Raw genomic sequence first — 5,317 nt, 5'->3', positions numbered from 1 at the left:
CACCGTCGGCAGTGTCCAGGTCGGCGGCTACGACGCCACCGACAACTACCTGGCCGGCGCCGCCGCCACGCTGATCAGCGGCGGGGCCGGGTCCAGCTATACCACCACCCTGGTCGGTGCCGGCGTCGCCGGCCTGGATCTGGGCGGCAGCGTCGCCGGCAACGCCCTGGTGGCGACCATCGGCAACGACTACGTCGGCGGCACGCTGTCGACGCTCAGCAACAGCGGCACGATCACGGCGGCGACGGCGGCCTACATCGCGGCGACCGGCAGCCTGGGCAGCCTGGACAACAGCGGCGCCCTGGTGGGCGTGTCGGGGGCGGTGGTCAACCACGGCATCATCGGCAGCCTCACCAACGCCACGCTGGGCACCCTGCTGGGCGGCGTCGGCCTGTCCAGCGACGGTGTCCTCGGCACGCTGGTCAACTACGGCACGGTCATCGGCACCAGCGGCGCCGGCATGGCGCTTGCCGGCACCGTTGGCGCCCTGGGCAACGCCGGCCTGGTATCCGGCCATGATAACGGCATCACCAACAGCGGTGGCCTGGATCTGTTCGTGAACATCGGCCGGGTTGACGGTCGGCTGGGCTTCAGCAACGACGGCACGGTCGGCTTCTGGGCCAACATGGCCGGGGGCAGCGTCACCGGCAGCAACACGGGCCTGTTCAATAGCAACCAAATGGGCACGGTGGCCAACGCCGGCCTGATCAGCGGCTACGCCCAGGCGGTGGCCAACACCGGGACCATCCAGCTCCTGGCGAACACGGCCACCCTGTCGGCGCACGGCAGCGGCGTGTACACCAGCGGCGTCATCGGCACGTTGGCCAACAGCGGGCTGATCACGGGCGTGTCGGCGGCGGTGTACACCAGCGGCGTCATCGGCACGCTGGTGAACAGCGGCACCATCGCTGGCGGCATCATCAACACCAGTGCCAACGCGCTGACCATCATGGGTGGCGACGGCACGGTGGTGGGCAGCCTGACGGGCACGCTGGGCGGCACCGTCAACAGCGTGGGCACCATCACCAGCACCAACGCCGGCGTGGTGCTGGCGTCGGGCAACCTGTGGCTGAACGACCAGGTCGATCTGGGCGGTTCGGGCACGCTGTCCAACGGCGGCGCGTCGCTCAGCCTCACCAGCGCCATCACCGTCACGGGCAACTACAGCCAGAATGCTGGCACGCTGGTGGTGGGCCCGGCGGGCCTGCTGGCGGCCAGCGGTGCCGCCAGCATCGATGGCGGCACGGTGGTGGCCAGCCTGTCGGCGACCGGCAACTACACCATCGGCAGTGGCGCGACCCTGGTGTCGGCGGCGGGCGGGGTCAGCCTCGGCGGTGGCACGGTGGTCAGCGGCCTGACGGGCTTGACCGGCACGGGCTCTGTGGTGGGCACCGACCTGCTGCTGATGGCGGGTAACGACTATGTCGGCGGCACGCTGGCGGCGGTGGGCAACAGCGGCACGCTGAGTGCGCCCACGGCGCTGTACATCGCCGGCACGGGCAGCCTGGGTGGCTTCGTCAACAGCGGCACGGTCATCGGCAACATCCTGAACCTGTCGGCCAACGCCCTGACCATCGCCGGCACGGGCGGCACGCTGTCGGGCGGCACCATCACCGGCACTTCGGCCAATGTGGTGTTCGCTGGCGGCGCCCAGGTGGTGGGCGATGCGATCAACGTCGGCGGCCACACGGTGGTCAACGACGGCGCGACCGTGAGCCTGGCGAGCACGCTCAGCATCACCGGCAACTACAGCCAGGTCAGCGGCACGCTGGCGCTGGGCACCTATTCGGCGGTGGTTGGCGGTGTCGCCAGCATCACCGGCGGCATGATCACCACCGCCCAGCTGGACGGCGGCGGCAACTATGTGGTGGGCGGGACCGGCAGCACCCTGGTGCAGGCGGGGGCGGGGTCCAGCTACACGGGTGTCAGCATCACCTCGGCTTTCAGCGGCCTGGCGGTGGCCACCAGCATCGCCACCATCGGCTCCGACGTCGACCTGCTGCTGGTCATCCGCAACGACTATGTTGGCGGCACCCTGGCAACGCTGGCCAGCAGCGGCACGATCAGCGGGGTGACCACGGCGGCCTACGTCGCCGGCAGCGGCAGCGTGGGCACGGTCAGCAACAGCGGCGTGCTGCAGGGCACGCGCTATGGCCTGCGCAACGTGGGCGCCGTCGGCCTGCTGACCAACAGCGGCACCATCGATGGCCTGGTCGGCCTGTACAACCAGGGCAGCATCGGCACGGTGCTGAACACCGGCGCGCTGACGGACGCGCCGTCCACCCTGGCCGCCGGCCTGAACAACGCTGGTGTCATCGGTCTCGTGTTGAACAGCGGCACGATCAGCGGCGCGACGCGTGGCTTGGTCAACAGCGGCACCCTGGGCACCGTGGCCAACAGCGGGATGATCACCGGTGTCACGGCGCTGCGCAACAGCGGCACCGTCGGCCTGATCGCCAACAGCGGCGTGATCGCGGGCAGCATCATCAACACCAGCGCCAACGCGCTGACCCTCACCGGCGGTGCCGGTGAGATCGTGGGCAGCCTGACGGGCACGCTGAGCGGCACCGTCAACAGCGTGGGCACGATCACCAGCACGGGTGCCGATCTGGTGCTTGCCTCGGGCAACCTGTGGCTGAACGACCAGGTCGACCTGGGTGGTTCCGGCACGCTGTCCAACAGCGGGGCCAGCGTGCGGCTCAGCACCATCATCAACGTGACGGGCGACTACAGCCAGTCGGCTGGCGCCCTGGGCGTGGTCTACGGTAGCGGCCAGCTGGCGGTCAGCGGGGCGGCGGTGCTGACGGGCGGCACCATCGCGGCGACGGGTGTGCCGGCCACGATGAACCTGCTGGCGGGCGTGGGCGACACGGTCGCGCTGGTCAGCGGCGGCGCCGGCTCCAGCTACACCGGGCTCAGCTACACCAGCGACGTGACGGGGATGGAGGTGACGGGCTCGGTGGGTGGCACCAGCCTCTACCTGGCGGGCCTGAACGACTATGTCGGCGGCACGCTGGGGACGCTGGCCAACACGGGCACCATCAGCGCCAACAACGCCGTCTACGTGGCGGCGACGGGCAGCCTGGGCTCGCTCAGCAACAGCGGCGTGCTGCAGGGCGCCACGGCGGCGCTGATCAACCTGGGTTCCATCACCTCCATCGTGAACGGCAACGTCGGTACGCTGGGGGTGATGACGGGCGGTGTCGGCGTGCTCAACCAGGGTAGCTTGGGCACGCTGGTCAGCTACGGCACCATCCTCGGCTCCACGGGCGCCGCCGTGGACAACCAGGGCACCCTCCTGGCCCTGGGCAACGCCGGCACCATGACCGGCGCCACCAGCGGCGTCAGCAACACCGGCGCGGTGGGTCTGTTCGTCAACATCGGGCTGGTTTCGGGCAGCATCGGCATCGACAACAGCGGCGTGCTGGGCACGCTGATGGCCCAGGGTGGCGCCATCACGGGCAGCGACCTGGGCATCCGCAACAGCGGCACCCTGGCGCTGCTGGCCAATGCCGGCCTGCTGTCGGGCGTGACGGCGCTGTACAACAGCGGCACGCTGGGCACGGTGGCCAACAGCGGCACCATCCAGGGCAACATCGTCAACCTGTCCACAGGCGATCTGGTGATCGCCGGCACGGGCGGCACGCTGACGGGCGGCACGATCAGCAACACCTCGGCCAACGTGGTGTTCGCCGGCGGGTCGCAGGTGGTGGGTGACGCGATCGATGTCGGCGGCCACACGGTGGTCAACGACGGCGCGACCGTGAGCCTGTCCAATACGCTGAGCATCACCGGCAGCTACACCCAGGCGAGCGGCACGCTGGCCTTGGGCACCTACTCGGCGGTGGTCAGCGGGGTGGCCAGCATCACGGGCGGGGTGGTCAGCACCAACATCGACACCGGCGGCAACTACGTGGTGGGCAGCGGCACCGGGGTGATCCTGGTGCAGGGTGGCGCGGGGTCCAGCTACACCGGGGTGGACATCACCTCCGGCATCACCGGCATGACGGTGGCGACGGGGACGCAGACCATCGGGTCCAACGTGGACCTGGTGCTGGCGGCGGTGAACGACTACATCGGCGGCACCCTGGGCAGCCTGAACAACAGCGGGACCATCAATGGCGTGGTGACGGCGGCGTACATCGCCACCACGGGCAGCCTGGGCACGCTGGTCAACAGCGGCGTGCTGGACGGCGCGCTGTACGGCATCCAGAATCTGGGCACCGTCGGCTTGGTCAGCAACAACGGCACCGCCACGGGTCAGGTGGGCCTGTGGAACCAGGGCACCATCGGCACGGTCGTCAACACCGGCGCCCTGCTGGACAGTCCAGCACCGGCGGCGGCGGGGCTGAACAACGCCGGCAGCATTGGCGCGGTGGTCAACAGCGGTACCATCAGCGGTGCGGCCTACGGCCTGTACAACAGCGGCACGGTCGGTGCCCTCAACAACAGCGGTGTCATCGCCGGCGTCACCGCCCTCTACACCAGCGGCAGCCTCGGCACCATCGCCAACAGCGGCACCATCGCCGGCAACGTGGTGAACGCCAGCGCCAACGCCCTGGTGCTGACCGGCGGTGCCGGCACGGTGACGGGCACGCTGACGGGTGGCACCATCACCAGCACGGGCGCCAACGTTGAGCTGGCCAGCGGCACCCTGCTGCTGAATGACCAGGTCAACGTGGGCGCGGGCACGCTGGTCAACAGCGGCGCCAACGTGCTGCTGACCAACGCCATCAGCGTGACGGGCAACTACAGCCAGTCGGCCGGCACGCTGGCCATGGGCATCGGAAGCGGCACGGCGGGTGAGCTGCTGGTCAGCGGCGATGCCAGCTTCACCGGCGGCACCGTCGCCGTCACGGCCCTGTCGGGCAGCAACCTGATCGCGGGGCAGAGCTACACCATCGCCGAGGTCGGCGGGACGCTGAGCACCACCAACCTGGCGGCGGCGGCCACCGGCTTCAGCGCCACGCTGGGCAGTGCCGCCAACGGCAGCACCACCGACCTGCTGCTGACCCTGCTCAGCGACTATGTCAGCGGCACGCTCGGCACCCTGACCAACACCGGCACCATCAACGCGGCCACGGCGGTGATGATCACCAGCAGCGGGTCCTTGGGCACCCTGGCCAACAGCGGGGCCATCATCGGCGACGTGGTCAACGCCAGCGCCCATGACCTGGTCATCACTGGCGGCAGCAATGGGACCGTGGGCAGCTTCAGCGGCGGCACCATCCGCAACAGCCTGAGCAACCTGACCTTCGCGTCGGGTGCGGTCGGCCTGGGCGATGCCATCGACGCCAGCGGCCACACCGTGGCCAAC

Annotated in this window: 1 protein-coding gene; it reads left to right on the top strand. The window is 69.9% G+C overall.

Annotated features, from left to right (window positions below; translation table 11 throughout):
• Positions 1-5,317, top strand: a 5,317-nt coding sequence (locus I55_RS37235) for a hypothetical protein (protein ID WP_044562140.1), incomplete at both ends; no start/stop codon positions are given.

The organism is Azospirillum sp. B4, from assembly GCF_000333275.1.
GTDB lineage: Bacteria > Pseudomonadota > Alphaproteobacteria > Azospirillales > Azospirillaceae > Nitrospirillum.
Note: the sequence above shows the minus strand (reverse complement) of the source record. Positions and strands in the feature narration are given on the sequence as shown.